Origin of the sequence: Acinetobacter sp. MB5 (assembly GCF_003261585.1) — a bacterium.
GTDB lineage: Bacteria > Pseudomonadota > Gammaproteobacteria > Pseudomonadales > Moraxellaceae > Acinetobacter.
Genome location: NZ_POVU01000001.1, coordinates 408,648 through 427,172, shown reverse-complemented (window position 1 = coordinate 427,172; position 18,525 = coordinate 408,648). Strand labels below are relative to the sequence as shown.

The 18,525-nt window shown below is 41.9% G+C and carries 14 protein-coding genes; 12 read left to right on the top strand and 2 right to left on the bottom strand.

The genetic code is table 11. The annotated features are described in order from the left end of the window. The first annotated feature begins 1 nt into the window (after window position 1). The 6 genes from C1A47_RS02090 to C1A47_RS02065 all read left to right on the top strand — a co-directional run bounded on the left by C1A47_RS02090 (window position 2) and on the right by C1A47_RS02065 (window position 6,181). Window positions 2-433: a hypothetical protein gene (locus C1A47_RS02090; RefSeq protein WP_111891921.1), complete on the top strand. Its 432-nt coding sequence runs from the start codon at window positions 2-4 to the stop codon at window positions 431-433. A 163-nt stretch (window positions 434-596) separates the two neighbouring features. Next, the gene (locus tag C1A47_RS02085) at window positions 597-1,202 is read left to right on the top strand and encodes an IMPACT family protein (RefSeq protein ID WP_111891919.1); all 606 of its coding nucleotides are present in this window, start codon (window positions 597-599) and stop codon (window positions 1,200-1,202) included. After that, window positions 1,192-1,809, top strand: coding sequence for an acyltransferase (locus C1A47_RS02080; protein WP_111891917.1), 618 nt, complete (start codon window positions 1,192-1,194; stop codon window positions 1,807-1,809). Before C1A47_RS02085 ends, C1A47_RS02080 begins: the two co-directional genes overlap by 11 nt. 659 nt (window positions 1,810-2,468) lie before the next feature. Beyond that, window positions 2,469-4,118, top strand: a complete 1,650-nt coding sequence (locus C1A47_RS02075) for a phosphoethanolamine transferase (RefSeq protein ID WP_171294315.1) — start codon at window positions 2,469-2,471, stop codon at window positions 4,116-4,118. A gap of 1 nt (window position 4,119) precedes the next feature. Next, window positions 4,120-4,800, top strand: coding sequence for a response regulator transcription factor (locus C1A47_RS02070; RefSeq protein ID WP_111891913.1), 681 nt, complete (start codon window positions 4,120-4,122; stop codon window positions 4,798-4,800). 70 nt (window positions 4,801-4,870) lie between these two features. Further along, window positions 4,871-6,181 (top strand): sensor histidine kinase, encoded by a 1,311-nt coding sequence (locus tag C1A47_RS02065; protein WP_111892197.1) that lies wholly within the window; start codon window positions 4,871-4,873, stop codon window positions 6,179-6,181. Here C1A47_RS02065 and C1A47_RS02060 read toward each other — a convergent pair. After that, window positions 6,150-6,878 carry a phosphatase PAP2 family protein gene (locus C1A47_RS02060; RefSeq protein ID WP_227539713.1) on the bottom strand — a complete coding sequence of 243 codons (729 nt, stop codon included), beginning with the start codon at window positions 6,876-6,878 and terminating at the stop codon, window positions 6,150-6,152. The two genes, C1A47_RS02065 and C1A47_RS02060, sit on opposite strands and share 32 nt — an antisense overlap. 184 nt (window positions 6,879-7,062) lie before the next feature. Between C1A47_RS02060 and C1A47_RS02055 the strand changes: the two genes are divergently transcribed. The 5 genes from C1A47_RS02055 to C1A47_RS02035 all read left to right on the top strand — a co-directional run bounded on the left by C1A47_RS02055 (window position 7,063) and on the right by C1A47_RS02035 (window position 14,867). Further along, a complete protein-coding gene (locus C1A47_RS02055) occupies window positions 7,063-8,217 on the top strand; it encodes a glycerate kinase (RefSeq protein WP_111891911.1) in 1,155 nt (384 codons plus the stop codon). Between the two features lie 255 nt (window positions 8,218-8,472). Continuing rightward, the gene (locus C1A47_RS02050; RefSeq protein ID WP_111891909.1) at window positions 8,473-9,447 is read left to right on the top strand and encodes an HlyD family secretion protein; all 975 of its coding nucleotides are present in this window, start codon (window positions 8,473-8,475) and stop codon (window positions 9,445-9,447) included. 15 nt (window positions 9,448-9,462) lie between these two features. After that, window positions 9,463-12,252, top strand: coding sequence for a ribosome-associated ATPase/putative transporter RbbA (gene rbbA / locus C1A47_RS02045; protein WP_111891907.1), 2,790 nt, complete (start codon window positions 9,463-9,465; stop codon window positions 12,250-12,252). Window position 12,253: 1 nt separating this feature from the next. Continuing rightward, window positions 12,254-13,378 (top strand): ABC transporter permease, encoded by a 1,125-nt coding sequence (locus tag C1A47_RS02040; protein ID WP_111891905.1) that lies wholly within the window; start codon window positions 12,254-12,256, stop codon window positions 13,376-13,378. A gap of 19 nt (window positions 13,379-13,397) precedes the next feature. Further along, window positions 13,398-14,867 (top strand): TolC family protein, encoded by a 1,470-nt coding sequence (locus C1A47_RS02035; protein ID WP_111891901.1) that lies wholly within the window; start codon window positions 13,398-13,400, stop codon window positions 14,865-14,867. Between the two features lie 37 nt (window positions 14,868-14,904). On the opposite strand, the gene C1A47_RS02030 is transcribed toward C1A47_RS02035, so the two are convergent. Then, window positions 14,905-16,362, bottom strand: a complete 1,458-nt coding sequence (locus tag C1A47_RS02030) for a DASS family sodium-coupled anion symporter (protein ID WP_111891896.1) — start codon at window positions 16,360-16,362, stop codon at window positions 14,905-14,907. 286 nt (window positions 16,363-16,648) lie between these two features. On the opposite strand from C1A47_RS02030, the gene C1A47_RS02025 reads away from it, so the two are divergent. Further along, window positions 16,649-18,499 carry an autotransporter domain-containing protein gene (locus C1A47_RS02025; RefSeq protein ID WP_111891894.1) on the top strand — a complete coding sequence of 617 codons (1,851 nt, stop codon included), beginning with the start codon at window positions 16,649-16,651 and terminating at the stop codon, window positions 18,497-18,499. The last annotated feature ends 26 nt before the right edge of the window (window positions 18,500-18,525 follow it).

The window sequence follows — 18,525 nt, the reverse complement described above, 5'->3', positions numbered from 1 at the left end:
TATGTTACAGCAAATTCAAATCATGGCGCAGTTGTTGCGTTCATGTCGGCATCTTATTTTTGCCAGTATGATGATCTGTATGCTGAGTTTTGTATTGGTTTTATTTACAGAAATGAATACTTGGGTCTCGGCAATCTTTTTTATCCTGACCATCATCCTCATTATTATGCAACTCTATTTGAATATACGGATACGTTTTGATGCCGAGATTTTGCAAAAATTGGCAGACCATCCGATGTCAGACTTAGAACAACAAACACAATCTTTAGATACTGCTTTGGTCACACTCAAATTCATGCCAGAGATGAAACAAGGTCGACTGTGGTCGCAGCGTTTGCAAGGCTGTGTGAGATTAGTTCGTTGGCATATAGGCTTGCTGTTACTTCAGTTTTTGGTTTTGGTCAGCATCGTCATTGAAAGAACTTTCTTATAAATCTGAAAGTCTTTTCTTCATGTTGAGTTAATTCTGAAAGATCTCTTCTACACATTTCTACAAGTGAACAAAGGTTTGTCCAGATAAATTGCAAAAGCACATTTGCTTATGCCATCAGACCTTTTATGATATGCCTCCTAAGATTGGGAATAGAAACAGGGTTATGCCATTTACCATTGCAGCATTGGTGAGTTTTGAAGAAGACATTAAAAAAAGCCGTTTTCAGGCATTTGCGACACCTGTTGAATCCGAACAGGATGTGAAGGATTTTTTGGCTTTGTATAAAGATACCACCACTACCCATCAATGTTGGGCATGGAAAATTGGGCATCACGTCCGTTTTAATGATGATGGTGAGCCATCTGGCACAGCAGGTCGACCGATTTTGGCGACCATTGAGGGCAATGAGCTGACCAATGTTTTGGTGTTGGTCAATCGCTGGTATGGTGGAATTAAACTTGGTACAGGCGGTTTGGTGCGTGCTTATGGTGGTACAGCAGGTCAATGTTTACTCTTAGCTGAAAAGATTGAGCTGATTGAAAAAAAACAGGTCAAATTTTCCTGTTCATTTAGTGAATGGGCCATTTTTCAGTATGAGTTGCAACAACAAGAGATTGAGTTTCAAGAAGACTATACCGCTGAAGGTGTTACAGTCTTAGCAAAGTTACAGGTTCATCAAATTGAAGGGCTTGCCAAAAAAATTCAGGATGTAACCCGTGGACGTGAACAGTTACGTATTTTAGATGAGGAACAGCAAGATGCAGGCTGATGATCCATTACTCAAATATCGTGAACAGCATAAACAGCGTCTCAACTATATGCCGTGGTTGTACTGGCGTTTAAAGCCGAAACATCGTGAATGGGCGGAGCAGTGGCAGCGTGAATATCAGGCTTACCTGATGGATATGGAGACCGTTGAAATTGGTCAGAACTGTTTCATTTCCCCGCAAGCGCATATTTTTGCCGAACGTGGTCGGAAAATCACGATTGGAGATAATACCTTTATTGCTGCGGATTGTACCCTGCATGGCCCATTGGTCATTGGCAATGAAGTGGCGATTAACCACCATTGTATTTTGGATGGTGGACGTGCGGGCATTACTTTAGGTGATCAGGCGCGTTTGGCTGCGTATTGTCATTTGTATGCCTTTGATCATGGCATGGACTTGGCTGAACCGATTTATCAGCAAGCGGTACGTTCGCAAGGTATTCAGGTTGGGCGAGATGTTTGGCTTGGGGCACATGTGGGCATTAAAGATGGTGTTAACATTGCAGATCAAGCTATTGTCGGTATGAATAGCATGGTGACCAAATCGGTAGAAGAACGACAAATTGTTGCGGGTAATCCTGCCAAACTGATCCGTTACCGTGAATAGCGTTGTTGTCAAAATCCGATCTTATTTTGAGATCAGATTTTGGAATTCGAATTGCTTTTGTTTTTTGCGAATCGCTAGTACAAAGACCTGAAATACTCCTCCACACAAACTTTTGGCAACATGAACAAATGAATCGTTGAGACAGAGGAGAACCTGATTCTCTAGGCTCGGCTTTGGTGGCTCTTCTATTGCTGCATATTCTTTAATTGTTCAACTGTTAGAACCACAAGGTTGATCATGAGATGTCTGTTTATGTTTGAACTGTGTTTCGGCAAGTTTTTGGATTTTGTATGAATGCTAAAAAGCGGAGGACAAATCTTAATCAAACAGATGGTCACATTGTGAGTTGTAAAAGAAATCTGATTTTTACTCTCAAATTTCCAACTTAATCTTAAGAAGCAAATGTTTAGGCAGACATTGGCTTCTTAAAGAAAATTATCGATTTGAAGTGAAATCTACTGAGATTCACTTTAATTCAAATTTATAAGACATTATGAAATAACACTTTTTTGTTTGGCTACGAATCTGATATTTATAATTGAATTTACGTAAGTTTACATTTAAAAATAAGTTAATGATTTATAAAATAAATATTAGTAAGAAATTCTTAAGGTTTGAAAGGTCTAATACTCCATCTTCTATAGACAATGATTTTTATTATGCTGACGTTCATTTCAAGAAATAGAATCAGCCTGTCATTAGCAGTGTTTAATGGTCTGGTTGCATGTTGGTTAGCGGGATTCACCAACCTGAGTTTTTATCGCAATATGTCTCAATTGAGTTCATATCAGGGAATAGGTAATTATTTCTTTGTTTTCATGACATTTGTATTATTGAGTACATTTTATTTCTTTGTACTGCAGTTATTGAATTGGCGAAAAACAGCGAAGACACTCAGTATTCTGTTGATTGTTATAACAGGAATGACATCATATTTTGTGAATCAATTGGGTGTGGAGATTAGTCCATCACAGATTGAAAATGTTGCACAAACAGACCTGCATGAAACCTTGGACTTGCTGTCATTGCCTTTTTTGTTCTGGTGTATTGTGACAGTAGTTTTGCCAATTTTTATACTCTGTTTTATTCAAATTCGTCAGGAATCATTTAAAAAAGTCGCTTTAACAAAATTGGCGAGTCTTGTCGTGGCATTGGCGGTTATGGGCGGTGGATTATTTTCTTTCTATGGTCAATATGCACCGATTTTCCGTGAACACCGTCAGCTTAAATCTCAGATTTCACCAATGAATGTGTTGTCGAGTGGAACAAGTTATATTCGAAAACAGTTCAAGCACACCAACAAGAAACTGGTTCCATATGGACTCGATGCCCATGTTGTTGCAACTGCGGCACAAAGTAAGCCAAAAATTTTGGTGGTTGTGGTCGGTGAAACTGCACGTGCTCAAAACTTCAGCCTAGATGGCTATGGTAAAGAAACCAATCCTGAATTGTCTAAACTGGACATTATTAACTTTAACAATGCTTCATCGTGTGGAACTCAAACTTCAGTTTCAGTACCGTGTATGTTCTCAGGCATGCCACGTAAAGACTACGATGAAGGCTTGGCATCACATCGTGAAGGCTTGCTCGATATTGCACAGCGTGCAGGTTATCAGGTCACCTGGATTGACAATAACTCAGGTTGTAAAGGCACATGTACCCGAATTAAAAACTATATTTCACCAAAAGATGATCCACGCTATCAGAAGTGGTGTGACAATGGTGAATGTCGAGATGGGATTTTGATTGATGCACTGACCGATTATCTTAAAACCTTAGATGTTGGACATTTGAAACAAAGCCAGTTGATTGTACTACATCAGATGGGTAGTCATGGCCCTGCGTATTACAAACGCTATCCGCCTGAGTTTAAAAAGTTCACGCCAACCTGTGAAACAAATAATATTCAAAACTGTGATCATGCTGCACTGATCAATACCTATGACAATACCATTTTGTATACCGACCACATTTTGGCTTCTACAATTGGTTTGCTTAAACAGCAGCCTGTTGCAACAAGTATGCTGTATTTGTCAGATCATGGTGAATCGACAGGGGAAAGTGGGTTATATTTGCATGGTACGCCATATATGGTTGCGCCAAAAGAACAAACGCATATTCCAATGTTATTTTGGTTTTCGCAACAATGGCCTGAACAAAGTCAAATTGATCAATGCTTGTCACGATATGAAGATAGTGCATGGAGTCAGGATAATTTATTCCCAACCGTGTTAGGGCTGTTAAATATCCAGACCCAAGTACTTGATGAAAAATTAAATATGTTGACGAGCTGCAAAGGGCAGATTTAGCATGATTCGAGTGCTCTATATTGAAGATGATGAAATGATTGGTAAGAGTACTTACCAGTTGTTGCAGCATGAAAAATTCCATGTGGATTGGGCACAAACAGGCTTGCAGGCTTTAGATTTACTGTTTCGCAATGTGTATCACATTGCGTTACTAGATTTAGGCTTGCCAGAAATAGATGGCTTGGACATTCTCAAGCATATTCGTAAAAAAGCAGATTTAAACCGTATGGGCATTATTATTATTAGTGCCCGTGATCAGAGTAAAGATAAAATTTTAGGTTTAAAGCTTGGTGCAGATGACTATCTCATCAAGCCCTATGATTTTGAAGAACTGGTTGCGCGGGTTGAGTCGGTGTTGCGCCGTAGTCACTTTAGTGTCGATGAAGAAATTTGCTTTAAAGTGGGGAATATCCAGCTGTTCCCAAATACCCATCGTGTCTTGAAGTCGGGTAAGGCAGTTGAGTTATCGCAAAAAGAATGGGCTATTTTAGAACCCATGATGATGTATCCCAACCAGATTTTTTCCAAGCAAGTTTTGGAAGAGAAGCTCTATGATTGGCAGACGGACATTAATAGCAACACCATTGAAGTTCATGTGCATAATCTCAGGCAAAAACTGGGTAAAAATCTGATCCGAACAGTGCGTGGTTTAGGTTATTGTATTGAAACTTATGCAAAATAAACCGAATGAAAAAGTTGCCTATTGGCAACAGATTCAAACGTTCTATGACAAGCTGCCACTCAGCTCAAGGATGTCCTTGAGCGTTTGTGTTTTTAGCATCTTATTATTTTTTATGATCGGCTTGTCTGCCTATCAAATCTCGCTTGAAGAATCTCAAGAAGTGCTGGATCGGCAGATGCAGGAAATGGCGAGTTTTTTGGATCGAAATAATATCTCGGATAGAACATCGATTTATGACAGACATCGTCCTTATGACGAAACAGATCTGTTTATCGATATTGTGCCGAGAGAGGAATTACAAAAAGGAAATTCACGCCCAGACTATTTAATGCCCTATGCAGAGGAAGCACATTTCGAAAAAATTCATTCTTCACGTGGCGAGCTAAAAGTGTATGTGCTGCCGTTACCAGACAAGCAAATTCAGATTAGTCAGTTTATTAAAGTCAGGCGGCATTTGGCGAAACAGCTCGCATTTACCATGCTGATTCCCTATGTGCTGTTTATGCCTTTTGCAATTTATGGATTTTATCGACTGATTCGGCATCATTTAAAACCTTTAGATGAATTAAAACAAACCTTTGCACTACGTGACTATTCGGATTTATCAGAAATTCATATTCAACGTTTGCCTGCGGAAATTACACCTGCAATTGATGAGCTCAATCATTTATTTCATCGGATTCAGCAAGCACAACAACAACAGAAAATGTTTATTGCCAATGCTGCACATGAACTGCGTACACCATTGACGGCAATTCGATTACAAACCTCACTGCTGACCAAGACTTCAAAAGATTCAAAAGCTTATGCAGAAAATCTGCAAGATTTAGAACAAAGTCTAAAACGTATGTCGCATTTGGTTGAACAGTTGATGAGTCTGGCACATCAGGACGTGCAGGATAAACAGGCACTACAGTCCGTGAATATCGTGGATAGTATACGCCGCTGTGTAGGACAGTTGTTGGCAAGCGCGCATAAGAAACATATTGATATTCAGGTTCAGATTCAGGATGAACAGGCAAAAATTAATGTTGCGGCGCTTCCTGCGCCTTTAGACACGATCTTGCTGAACTTGATGGATAATGCGATTAAATATAACCCTGAGCATGGTGCAGTTCTGTTAAAGATTAACTCTGATTTAAAACATGTTTATGTCGAAATTCATGACAATGGTGATGGTATTGATCCAAGTCAATATGAACATGTGGTGCAACGTTTTGTACGCCTTGAGAAAACGCAACATCAGGCGATAGGCAGTGGTTTAGGCTTGTCAATTGTGCAGACAGCACTTGAGCAGATTCATGCAGAAATGCATTTTCAGCCTTCTGCATGGTTACGTGGATTGCAAGTTAGTTTGAAGTTTCTGAGATGGAAGGAATAACTGTAGTTTTTTCAGGAATACGAAAGCAATGGGTTTGGATGGTATAGATCACGATATCGACTGCCCACGTCCACCAGAGTGTCCAAAGATTATGGCTTAGAAAATGAGCCCCTCGAACCATTTGAACAATACTCATGGCTGCACCAAAAATTAATCCAAATACCAGTAAAAAAAGAGCGGCTTTAGGATGTGATTTTCGATAAGCAAAATACAATGCAATGAGTGCAAAGCCTGCTGAAGCATGTCCACCAGGGAAACATTTACCTAAGCCAACAACATGTTTGCTCCACATCACGGTCTGATTATGAATTTCAACAATATTCCATGGGCAGGCATGTTCTGATTGCGATTTGAGTAGGCCGACCAAACTGGTACTGGTGATCATTGCAATAAGCACATAAGCACATAAGCTACGATAAGCACGCCATTTTTCTTGCCAATAACTTGCAAGCAAAATATATACGTGTCCAAAGGCGATTAGCCAAACAATGTCTTTGAGGACATCATGCCCGATATGGACTAACCACCAATTATCTCTTAAATAATAATGTCCTTGTGCATCGACCCATGGCAGACTAAGAGCTTGATCTAAAGTACCTTTAACTGGAAAAAACCAATAGAGGATTGCAGCAGCAATGATGAGTAAGACAATATTATTTCGCTCAAAAGGCAAAATAATTGGAGTAGACCATTTCAAAATTAATTATCCATAATTTTAGATTATTCATTAGCTTATGTGAGAAAGCTTAAGCATTTCTGAGCTCGGCTTTGGGTGCAAATATTTTATAAGCCTTTATTGTATAAAGGAAAGAAAAATTTGCGTGATCGATGACTTTTATCATTGAAATTTAAATGCAGTTTCACAATAACTCGAGAATAAAATGCCAAAAACCTTTGTATTTGCACCCGATTCGTTTAAGGAAAGTATGAGTGCTCAGCAAGCCTGTCAGGCCATGCAGGCAGGGATAGAAAAAGTTTTTCCAGATGCAAAATTTGTACACATTCCAATGGCAGATGGTGGGGAAGGAACAGTCGATGCATTGCTATGTGCGCGAGATGGAGAACGGATCAATATTGAAGTCACAGGGTCATTGCCTCAGCACAAAGTACAAGCTTATTTGGGGCTGATTGATCAGGGAAAAACGGCTGTCATTGAAATGGCGAAAGCCAATGGCTTGGATTTGCTTCCAATAGAGCAACGTAATCCCTTGTTGACCAGTACTTTTGGGACGGGTGAACTCATTCGTGCTGCGCTTGATCATCAAGTTGAAAAAATGATTATTGGGCTTGGTGGAAGTGCCACCAATGATGCAGGTGCGGGTATGGCTCAGGCGCTTGGCGTTCGCTTTTATGATGCTCATGGGCAAGAGTTACCTTGTGGTTTATCTGGCGGGCAGTTACATCAGATTGAAAAAATCGACTTGAGTCAGTTAGATCCACGTTTAAAGCAAGTTGAAGTGTGTATTGCCAGTGATGTGACGAATCCTCTGATTGGATCAACAGGTGCATCGGCAGTTTTTGGCCCACAAAAAGGTGCAAACGCAGAGATGGTTAAACAACTGGATGCAAATTTGCTGCATTTTGCCCAAAAAATTAAACAGTATTGTCAGATGGATATTGCATATGTGGCAGGTGCAGGTGCAGCAGGGGGGCTGGCCGCAGGGCTTATGGCATTTACAGGGGCAAGTTTGCATTCGGGAGTCGACTTGGTGATTGAACAGACTGGGCTTGCGAAGCATATTGCTGAAGCTGATTTTGTATTTACTGGTGAAGGCGGAATTGATTTTCAGACCAAATTTGGCAAGACTCCATTAGGTGTAGCAAAAGTGACTAAGCAGTTCAATAAGCCATTATTTGCCTGTGCTGGCTATGTAGGAGAGGGAATTGAGAGTTTATATGAGGAAGGTTTTACTGCAATTTTTGGTATCTTGGATCGCTGTTGTGATCTGAACACTGCTTGTCAGCAAGGCGCGCACAACTTGGAAAGAACCTGTGAAAATATTGCTAGAATTTTAAAGTGTTATGATAAAAATTAAGTGAATAATATTCAAAAAAATTGCGGGTAGAATATCAAGAAAATGAGGTTTGCGATTTAAGAATAATTATTTTGCATCTGAATCAGTTTTGCTCATGGGTGAACATGAGCAAAACTGATTCGTTGAGAGCCTGTATGTATTGCTGTATCAGGCTTATCAATTTTACTGATTTAATATTGCCCAATAGAGGGTCTACACTCAGCATCATTACAAATATTTATAAATTTAAATGATTTAATAAACAGGTAACAAATCATGCTGAAAAAAGTGTTGGTTGTTGTCGCGGTCGCTATTTTGATTGGTGTTGCGGTTTGGGTAAATTATAAGAGTCAAAATCAACTCCCTGAAGGGTTTGCTGGCTCTAATGGGCGTTTAGAATTGCAACGTCTCGATGTCGCCACTTTATATGCTGGGCGAGTGACGCAAATTTTTGTCAATGAAGGTGACACTGTTCAGCAAAATGCCGTATTGGCACAGTTGTCTTCAGAGCAAAGCAACAGTCAAGTCATGGCCGCAGAGGCAGGTAAAAATCGGGCACAAGAAACGGTTGCGCGAGCCGATGCTGAAGTTATGGCACGGCAGCAGCAGGAGAAAGTCGCCAAGTTAGATTTGGATAATACTCGACAGTTATATCAGCAAGCATTGGTTTCAAAAGCAGAATTGGATCGACGTCAGGCAGCTTATGCTGCTGAGGTCGCTGCGGTCAAAGCAGCACAAGCGGCTAAAGCGGAAGCCATCGCCGCAGTTGGACAAGCGCAGGCGCAAATTCATTCAGCAGACTCTACCCATCAGGACATGTTAATTCGTGCACCGAAAGCTGGGCGAGTTGAATATCGGATTGCCGAAGTGGGCAATGTATTGGCAGCAGGCGGACAAGTGGTCACTTTACTTGATCCAAGCGATGTGACCATGACCGTTTTTATGCCGACAGCGACCATTGGTAAACTAAAAGTTGGCGATGAAGCTCGAATCATCCTTGATGGTTTAGATGCGGTTTTTCCTGGAAAAGTGAAGTTTATTGCAGACCAGTCTCAGTTCACACCGAAGTATGTTGAAACCAGTGATGAACGTGAAAAATTGATGTACAAGGTTAAACTGGCGATTCCAAGCAATATTGCCATGCGTTATAACCTGCTGCTTAAAGGCGGCATGACAGGCAATGGTTACGTGCGAATAGATCAGCAGAAAAGCTGGCCAAAACAATGGGCAATTCAGCTGCCTCATCTGTAATGAGGGAGGCATCTGATGTCAGAACTACAAACCACTGAGACTGTAGAAAATGCGGTACTTATTCAAGCTGTATCCCATCGATATGATCAGATACAGGCACTTGATGCTGTCAGCTTAGCGATTCCCAAAGGGGTAACCGTGGGACTGATTGGCCCAGATGGTGTCGGGAAGTCAACTTTATTGAGTTTGATTGCGGGCATTAAAGTCATTCAAACAGGTCATATTGAAGTTTTAGGATGTGACCTTTCCAAAAAAACACAGCTCAAAGAACTTTCGCATAAAGTTGCGTTTATGCCGCAGGGCTTGGGACACAATCTTTATCCGACTTTGTCAGTCTATGAAAATGTCGACTTTCATGCACGACTGTTTGGGCTGCAACGTGAGCAACGATATGCACATATTCAGCGATTACTGGAGGCAACAGGTTTAGCGGCTTTTGTGGATCGTCCAGCAGGAAAACTCTCTGGGGGAATGAAGCAGAAACTCAGTTTATGCTGTGCATTGGTTCATCAACCTGAACTGCTGATTTTAGATGAGCCGACAACAGGTGTAGATCCATTATCACGTCGGCAGTTCTGGAGTCTGGTTGATAGCTTGCGTCACGAAAATCAAGGCATGACGGTGATTGTCTCGACCGCTTATATTGATGAAGCAGAACGCTTTGAATATTTGCTGGCAATGGACGATGGCAAATTGTTGGTCAGTGCGCCGACTCAAGAGGTTTTAAAACAAACTCAAAGCCAAACTTTAGAGCAAGCCTATATTCAGTTATTACCTGATGATAAAAAGATCGATGAAAATAGCTTGCAGCTGACTCCTTTTGTTAAAGATGACAATTCACCGCCTGCGATTGAAGCGGTCAACTTGACCAAAAAATTCGGTGATTTTACCGCAGTGGATCATGTGAATTTCACCATTGAACGCGGTGAAATTTTTGGTTTTTTAGGCTCAAATGGTTGTGGTAAATCCACCACCATGAAAATGTTGACGGGTTTACTTGAAGCCACGGAAGGCTCGGCAAAGTTACTTGGAACACATATTGAAACGTCGGATATGAACACCCGCTTAAGAGTGGGCTATATGTCTCAGGCATTTTCTTTATATGAAGAGTTAACGGTCAGGCAAAACTTGGTGTTGCATGCAAAGCTGTATCGAATGCCAGAAGGGCAGATTGGCCAGCGGGTGAATCAGTCTTTGGCTGAATTTGATTTGCAAGACATTGCGGAAACCAATCCAAGTGCCATTTCTTTGGGGATGCGTCAACGTTTACAACTGGCAGCAGCATGTTTGCATCATCCTGAAGTTCTGATTTTAGATGAACCGACCTCAGGGGTTGACCCAGCGGCACGCGATATGTTCTGGCGACATTTGCTGCGTTTGTCGAGAGATGACCGAATCACCATTTTTGTCTCAACCCATTTTATGAATGAAGCAGCACGTTGTGATCGAATTTCGTTTATGCACCGTGGGCAAGTGTTGGCAGTGGGTTCACCTCAACAACTTTGTCAGCAGCAACAGACGACCGATTTGGAAGAAGCCTTCATTGCGTATTTAGAAACTGCTTCAGAGCAAGAGCAGTCTACTCAGCCTAAGAAGTTAGATGAAGAAAAAATAGCGCATCAATTCTCGGATTTAACCCATTTGACAGCGTTTAACTCGGCGCAAGTGCAAGGCATTTTCTACTGGTTTGCTACCGTTTGGACTTTTGCAGTACGTGAAGCCAAAGAGTTATACCGAGATAAAATTCGGCTGTTTTTTGCCTTGATTGGCCCTGTTATTTTGATGATGGCAGCAGCGTATGGTGTTTCTTTTGATGTCAAAAAAATTCAGTTTGCTGTGCTGGATCGAGACCAGACTATTGAAAGTCGGGAGCTGATTCAAAACTTTTCAGCATCCAGTTATTTTAAACTTACCCAGTATTTAGACAGTAGTGATCAGATTGATGAAGCATTAAAAAGTTCACAAGCCCGTTTGGTAATTGATATTCCACCGCATTTTGGGCAGGACTTAATGCGAAAAGAAAAACCTGAGGTCGGTTTTTATATTGATGGTTCATTGCCTTTTATTGCAGAAAACACCAAAGGTTTTATTTTAGGCATATTAACCAGTTACTTAAATGACAAACTCGCAGAAAAAGGGTATTCACTCAGCGCTGCAAACTTGGTACAGCTCCAGCCACGCTATGTTTATAATCAGGATTTTAAAAGCATTTATGCAATGGCTCCTGGCATGATCATGCTGGCGACCATGTTGATTCCTGTGATGATGACGGCTCTCGGGGTCGTTCGCGAACGTGAAATTGGTTCGATTACCAATTTATATACTTCACCAGCATCGGTGCGGCAGTTTTTGATTGGCAAACAGTTGCCTTATATCGCTGTGGCCATGTGCAGTTATTTAATTCTGGTGTGGCTGGCTGTTGTGGTGCTACGTGTTCCTGTACGCGGTAATTTCTTTGCAATGGCGCTCGGTGCCTTTGCCTTAATCTGTGCTGCAACCTCATTTGGGTTACTGATCTCCAGCTTTGTGAAATCTCAAGTGGCTGCAATTTTTGGTTCAGCGATTCTGTCCATGATTCCTGCACTCAATTTTTCAGGATTATTTTTCCCACTGTCTACTTTGACAGGGCTGAATTACTGGATTGGCTGGTGTTTTCCGACTTCATGGTTTCAGTTGATCAGCTTGGGTGGCTTCACCAAAGGTTTAAGTTTCCAGAACTTTTTAGGGTATTACCTCGTCTTGTTTGGCTTTGCTGCGGTCTATGTATTTGTCGCGGGCATCGTGTTGAAAAAGCAGGAGGTCTAGCATGTTACGTTGGCTTAAAAATGTCTGGATTCTCAGTCTTAAGGAACTCAAAAGTCTGTTTAATGATGTGATTTTACTTGGACTGATTGTGGTGTTTCTGACTGTAGCTGTTTATGCCGTATCTACAGGGATTACCACTGAAGTGCGGAATGCCTCTGTGGCGATTATCGATGAAGATCACTCTCAATTATCTTTTCGGATTCGAGATGCTTTGCAAGCGCCATATTTTAAAATGCCTGTGAGTATTTCACCCGATCAGGTCGATCAGGTTATGGATAAAAGTGAATATGTTTTTGTCATAACTATTCCTGCGAACTTTGAGCGAGATGTTGCACAAAATCATGCTGTTTCAATCCAAGTGCTTGCCGATGCAACGGCTGTCACACAGGCAGGGGTAGGCACAACCTATCTCAATCAGATTATTCAAAATGAAGTGAACGCATTTAAGCATCAGTCCCCGACAGATTTGCTGCCCTTAACGCCGATGGTGCAGGTTTTTTATAACCCCAACACACAAACGCACTGGTACACAGGGGTGGCTCAGGTACTCAATAATATTACTTTGCTGGCGATGATCTTGGTGGGCGCAGCCGTCATTCGTGAGAAAGAACACGGCACAATTGAGCATTTGCTGGTGATGCCTGTGCATGCCAGTGAAATTGCCATTTCCAAGATTCTCACCAATGGTTTAGTGATTACCTTGTCTGCCTTGTTGTCTCTATGGTTGGTGGTACATACATGGTTAAAAGTTCCGATCAATGGTTCGATTAGTTTGTATGTGCTCGGAACAGCTATCTATCTATTTTCAGTGTCTTCATTGGGGATTTGTCTAGCCACGGTAGCACCGACCATGCCGCAATTTGGCTTGCTGTGCCTACCGATTTATATGGTGACTCGTTTACTCTCGGGTTCCGAATCACCGATTGAAAGTATGCCAGACTGGATTCAGCAGATTACCTTCTATTCACCTGTGACCTTGTATATGCAGTTTGGGCAAGAAGTCCTGTTTCGCAATGCAGGTTTAGGCATCGTCTGGAAAAAGTTGTTAGCAATGAGTGCAATGGGCGGCATATTTTTAATTTTTGCGCTGAAACGGTTTCGTTCCATGTTGGCAAATCAGGGCTAAAGTTTTGGAGAACAATAAAATGCAAAAAATGCTGTTAAGCATGCTGATTTCAGGTCTATTGCTGAGTGCCTGTAGTCCTTTAAATGTCAAACTGGATTCGAAGGTCAGTGTACCTGCGACTTTTGAACAAGTTACCGTAGCACCTGATCAAACTGATCTATCCCGGTGGTGGTTAGCATGGCATGATCCTGTGTTGACCCAACTGATTCAGCAAGGTTTGCAAAATAATCATGATTTGGCTGCAGCTCGGGCAAACTTAAAAGCAGCGCGCGCTAATGCCGCTTTGGCACTGGCAAATCTTGGTCCAACTGCGGGTCTTTCTGCAGGTGTAGAGGGGCATCATGCTGAACTGAGTAATCCTCTCAGTTCTCAAACACAGACCATGCTATCGGGGCTTGGTGCATCAGGCTTAGCCAGTGACGATATCAATGTAACAGGTTATGGTGAACATGCCAGTTTTGCTGCCAGTTGGGAGCCTGATATTTTTGGTGGTAAACGCAGTGATGCCGATGCTGCAAAATACGCCAGCATGGCGGTGACTCAGCAGTGGTATGCAGTGCAGATGTTACTGGCGAGTGACATTGCCGATAATTATTTCAAAGTGCGGAGTCTACAAAAGCGGATTCAGGTTGGGCAAAGTACTTTGGCGAGTCTGAGCGAACTTCGCCGTTATATTGATGGTCGCTTTAAAGCAGGGCAAGTCACAGATTATGATGTGCGAGATGTCGATATTAAACGTGAAAGTTTAAAGGCTCAACTTGCAACATTACAGGCACAAGCCGATGCTTATCAACGGAATTTGGCCGTACTGACAGGGCAGTTACCACAGCAGTTTCATTTGCCGAAATCGGTTGATATTTTAAATCACATTCCTGAATTACCTCATGGTGAAACACCATTGTCTGTGTTGAATCGCCGACCTGATGTTCGTCAGCAATATGCTTTAATTCAGGCTTCAAGTGCACAGCTTGCCAGTGCCAAAGCAGATCTGTTGCCCAGATTTAAAATTCAGTTTATTGGTCAAACAGGTCAGATTCGACTCGATAGCGATGCACCTGAACTTCGAGGTTTTGGCGGGCTGGTGAGTATGGGGGTCAGTTTACCGATTTTTACTGCGGGTCGGATTCAGCGCAATATTGAAGTTCATGATGCACAGGCACAGGCGGCATTGGCACACTATGATCAACTGGTGTTGAAATCTTTAGCCGAAGTCGATAGTGCCTATCAGCTACAAAGCAGTCTCAATCAGCAAAACCGCCATTTGTCTCAAGCGAGCCTGCAAGCGAATACACAAGTGAGCAAAGCCAATCAACTCTTTAAATTTGGCAATATCACGTTGGATAAAGTCTTGTTAGCACAAATCAATGCGCAAAATTTACAGGATAAATTAATCCAAGCACGATTGTCTGAGGCTGAAAATATGTTGAGTGTTTACAAAACACTTGGAGGAGGTTGGCAGCCTGAACAGGCTTCATCTCAAAAGAATTAAGATGAAGCCAAAAGTTGAAAATGTTGGGTTGATTAGCTTACCAATAACCCAGCATTTTCCACCACACACCGCCTATTACGAGAAAGATCACAATATTTACAACGCTCATCACAAAACCCGCTTTCCACCATTCACCAAGCGTGGTGTAACCTGATCCAAAAATGACAGGGGAAGTCCCTGTGGCATAGTGGGTTAGTGTCATCATCAGGCTAGAAGCTGCTGCCATCATTAATGCAAACAACATCGGTGGTGCACCAAGTGCAATACCTGCGGTATAAAATGCGGCAAACATTGCAGTAATATGCGCCGTAGTACTGGCAAACATATAGTGGGCATACAAATATGCAAGCATCAACAATAAGCAGGCAGGCGCCCAGCTCCAGCCAAGTTGCCCGATTTGTGTACCTAATAGACCTGAGAACCACTGAATCAGCCCAAGTTTATTGAGATAAGTGGCCATCATTACCAAAGCCGCAAACCATGTAATGGTATCCCACGCACTTTTTTCAGTCAGGACATCATCCCAAGTCAGTACACCTGTGAGTAGCAATAAAGACAAGCCAATAAACGCTGTGGTTGTGGAATCAACAGCCCATGCTGAACCCAATAGCATGGCGGGAATGCCTGCCCATAAAAACAGTAAAATGCCAAAAATCATGAGCATAATAATTTCATGTAGGCTGATCTTTCCCATGGCTTTTAATTTATCTTTGGCAAACTGAGCCGCATTTGGGGTTTGTTTAACTTCAGGCGGATACATCCAGTACAGCACCAGTGGCATGATTGCCAATGCAACAAGTCCAGGAAGCAGCATCGCAATCGCCCATGTGCTCCAGCTTAAGGAAATTTGACTATGTGTGGCTTTAGCCACCAGATCGACCACCAAAGGATTCGGTGCGGTTGCGGTAACAAACATGGCAGAGGTAATCGGATTGGCATGATAATTCACCAGTGCCAGATATTTCCCCATGCGTGCTTGCGTGCCTTTTTCAGGGTCGGAATCGTAGCTAGTTGCAATGGCACGTACAATCGGGTGAATAATTCCACCGCCTCGCGCAGTGTTACTTGGGGTGACTGGTGCAAGAATCAATTCAGACAGCACCATGCTGTAACCAATGCCAATGGTGCGTTTTCCCCAAACTGCGATAAATAAATAGCCTAAGCGAGCGCCTAATCCAGTTTTTTTAAGACCTTTAGAAATCATGATCGAAACGCCAATTAGCCAAATCAGTGGATTGGCAAAACTGCTGAGTGCATCTTTAATGGCTTCACTAGGTGAGTCATTGGTGACTCGCATCAGGCCGACCAACATAATAGCAAGTATGGCGATGGCACCAATCGGAAGTGCCTTTCCAATAATTGCTGCAATGACACCTACAAACATGGCAAACAAATGCCATGCCTCTGGGCTAACACCCTTCGGTATTGGAATAACAAGCCAGATGAGAAAAGTCAGTAAACAGGCGATTGCGGCTGGAAGTGGTTTAAACCCCATAATTATACCCCTTGTTTTTGCATTTAGTGTGATGATTTTATTTAAATTTTTGATATATAGAATGCTTTGTTTTGATGGTGATTACGCTGTTCATGAACATTTTAGCATCATTTTTCAGGATACAGTTTAGCTTAAAGGCACAACGTTTTTGACTGGTGATATCATGAAAGCCAAGAAATAAAACAAAGATAATATATTGGAATATGCTATACATAAACGTATTGCAAAAGCATGAAGCGTGCAATTTCTAAGAAAAATAACATCGTTTAGTTCAGAGGATAGAGCAATGCAGATAAGGAAATTATTATGGCTTGCCACCACCAGTCTGATGTGGTTTGGACCCACACAAGCTCAGGCAACAACTTTCGATAATGTCGTAATCTTTGGTGATAGTCTGAGTGATGGAGGGAATGTTTCACTTTATACAACAGGAGGAACGACACAAGCGCGTTATACAACTAACCCAGGACAAACCGCAGCAGAATTGGTGGCTGAAGGCGTGGGTACAACGACATCACCTTCTATATTAGGCGGTACAAATTTTGCGTGGGGAGGTGCTGGTGTTGTTAATAGTCTTTATAGTGGAATTCCAACTTTACAAGAACAGCTATCATTATATTTAAGTGCAACGGGAGGAACAGCCGATCCTAATACCTTATATGAAATGTGGGGTGGGGCAAATGATATTTTTGGGCTGATTGGTACATCGGGAATTACCGAAGCGGAGCTGATCACTGGAACAACCACAGCAGCAACTTCGGAATTGAGTTTACTTTCTTCCTTACAACAGGCTGGTGCAAATTATGTGGTGGTCTATAACTTACCGAATATGGGTTTAACGCCTTCAGCACTTGAAGAAGGCACAACAGTCGCTGGATATTTAACGCTTTTATCTCAACTTTATAACTATAACTTAAGTAATGGATTAACTAGCTTAAGTGCATCTGGCCTTAACATTGTCCCTGTCAATGTTTATGGGTTGCTCAATGAAGTGGTTGCCAATCCTACAGCCTATGGTTTTAGCAATGTGACCAATGAAGCTTGTGGTGTGGGTTCGTCATCTGTGGCATGTGGCCCCGCAGGATCTGGTGCAACTTATACCTATGCAGCAGGTACAGACCAAAGCTATTTATTTGCCGATGGAGTACACCCAACCACAGCCACGCACCGTTTATTGGCACAAGCGGTATTGTCTGAGCTTGCCGCACCAGGTCAAATGTCACTACTTTCAGAAGTTCCATTGATCATTACCAAAGCGCAATATCGTGCAATTAAAAACGAAATGCTGACAGATGCTGATGGTGGAGAAACCCGTGTATTCTTTAACTTGGACTACAACCATCAAAAGCTCAAATCCTCGAACAGTTCTCCTGAACTGAGCAGTAACAATGCCAACTTTACTTTTGGTTCAGATACTCAAATTAACCCGAATTTCTCGGTGGGTGTAGCAATGAGTTTAAACCAGCAAAATGGGACTTTCTCTGGCCAAGGCAGTTATAAGTTATTTGATGTTAGTGGATTGGGGTATGGAATTTACCATATTGGTAATGCTTATCTTGGTGGTTTTGCCAATGCGGGAAGTCTACATTTCACTGATATTAAACGTAATATTCAGCTTGGTGCTGCGCAGCGTACAGAAAAAGCAGATGCTCAAGGCTACCATGTTGGTGGTGGCGTAGATGGGGGATGGTGGTTTAATTTAAATGAGCTGAAAACAGGACCATTTATACATCTAGAGTGGCAAACCATTAAAGTGAATGATTTCGCTGAACATGGTGCAGACAGTACAGCCATGTGGTTTGGCGAACAACAACGTGATTCTTTTGTTTCAAGTCTTGGCTGGCGATTAAAAGGTGACTGGATGTACAAGGACATCAAAGTGTCTCCATTTGCTGAAATTGCTTGGAATCATGATGCACAAGCCGACTCACATAGTATTCGTTCTGGTTTAAATACAATGGGAGGTAGTTTTGTTCTGACTGGTTATACACCCGATAAAAACTGGGGTACAGCAAGCCTTGGTTTAACGACACAATATTCTTCAAATTTATCTGCATGGGCAAGTGCCAATGGAGAGTTTGCCAATCATTCAGCACAAGATTGGGGGCTTAATTTAGGGATGAAATATTCATTCTAAGATTTTGGATAGATTAAATAAAAAAG

Coding starts and splice junctions, on each gene's coding strand:
- C1A47_RS02090 (WP_111891921.1), top strand. CDS start 2: ATGTTACAGCAAATTCAAATCATGGCGCAGTTGTTGCGTTCATGTCGG.
- C1A47_RS02085 (WP_111891919.1), top strand. CDS start 597: ATGCCATTTACCATTGCAGCATTGGTGAGTTTTGAAGAAGACATTAAA.
- C1A47_RS02080 (WP_111891917.1), top strand. CDS start 1,192: ATGCAGGCTGATGATCCATTACTCAAATATCGTGAACAGCATAAACAG.
- C1A47_RS02075 (WP_171294315.1), top strand. CDS start 2,469: ATGCTGACGTTCATTTCAAGAAATAGAATCAGCCTGTCATTAGCAGTG.
- C1A47_RS02070 (WP_111891913.1), top strand. CDS start 4,120: ATGATTCGAGTGCTCTATATTGAAGATGATGAAATGATTGGTAAGAGT.
- C1A47_RS02065 (WP_111892197.1), top strand. CDS start 4,871: ATGTCCTTGAGCGTTTGTGTTTTTAGCATCTTATTATTTTTTATGATC.
- C1A47_RS02055 (WP_111891911.1), top strand. CDS start 7,063: ATGCCAAAAACCTTTGTATTTGCACCCGATTCGTTTAAGGAAAGTATG.
- C1A47_RS02050 (WP_111891909.1), top strand. CDS start 8,473: ATGCTGAAAAAAGTGTTGGTTGTTGTCGCGGTCGCTATTTTGATTGGT.
- rbbA (WP_111891907.1), top strand. CDS start 9,463: ATGTCAGAACTACAAACCACTGAGACTGTAGAAAATGCGGTACTTATT.
- C1A47_RS02040 (WP_111891905.1), top strand. CDS start 12,254: ATGTTACGTTGGCTTAAAAATGTCTGGATTCTCAGTCTTAAGGAACTC.
- C1A47_RS02035 (WP_111891901.1), top strand. CDS start 13,398: ATGCAAAAAATGCTGTTAAGCATGCTGATTTCAGGTCTATTGCTGAGT.
- C1A47_RS02030 (WP_111891896.1), bottom strand. CDS start 16,362: ATGGGGTTTAAACCACTTCCAGCCGCAATCGCCTGTTTACTGACTTTT.
- C1A47_RS02025 (WP_111891894.1), top strand. CDS start 16,649: ATGCAGATAAGGAAATTATTATGGCTTGCCACCACCAGTCTGATGTGG.